The sequence below is a fragment of the Microbacterium lacusdiani genome, from assembly GCF_054779895.1.
In genome coordinates, this window is sequence record NZ_BAAGXJ010000032.1 from 1 (window position 1) to 532 (window position 532).

At 68.0% G+C, this 532-nt stretch carries 1 protein-coding gene; it reads right to left on the minus strand.

Annotation, left to right across the window (positions count from 1 at the left end; all coding sequences use genetic code 11):
- Positions 1–532 (minus strand): transposase (locus tag ACYVGN_RS13375; protein WP_460791357.1); only part of this gene is annotated, 532 nt, incomplete at both ends.

Below are 532 nucleotides of genomic sequence, written 5' to 3' on the forward strand. Positions count from 1 at the left end.
ATGCTGTCTGTCACCTCCTCTGCCCCGGTGTCGGGGAGGAGGCGTAGGCGGGACTTGGCGAGGATGTCGAGGCCGAGGTAGCGGCGGCCTTCGGCCCATTCGTCGGTCTGCTCGGCGAGGACGGCGCCGACGAGGCGGACGATGGCGTCGCGGTTGGGGAAGATGCCGACGCTGTCGGTGCGGCGGCGGATCTCGCGGTTGAGACGCTCGTTGGGATTGTTGGACCAGATCTGTGACCAGAGCCCTTCGGGAAACTCGGTGAACGCGAGGATGTCCGCCCGTGCTTCGTCGAGGTGCGAGAAGGCGTCGGGGAGCTTGTCTTCGACGTAGTCGAGGAGCCGGTCGAACTGGGCGTTGACGGCGTCCTTGTCGGGCTGGTCGTAGACGGAGTGCAGCATCGCCTTGACCGCGGGCCAGAGGGACTTCGGGGTGACGGACATCAGGTTCGCGGCGTAGTGGGTGCGGCAGCGCTGCCAGGCCGCTCCCGGCAGGTTCGCGGCGATCGCCTCGACCAGTCCTGCGTGGGCGTCGG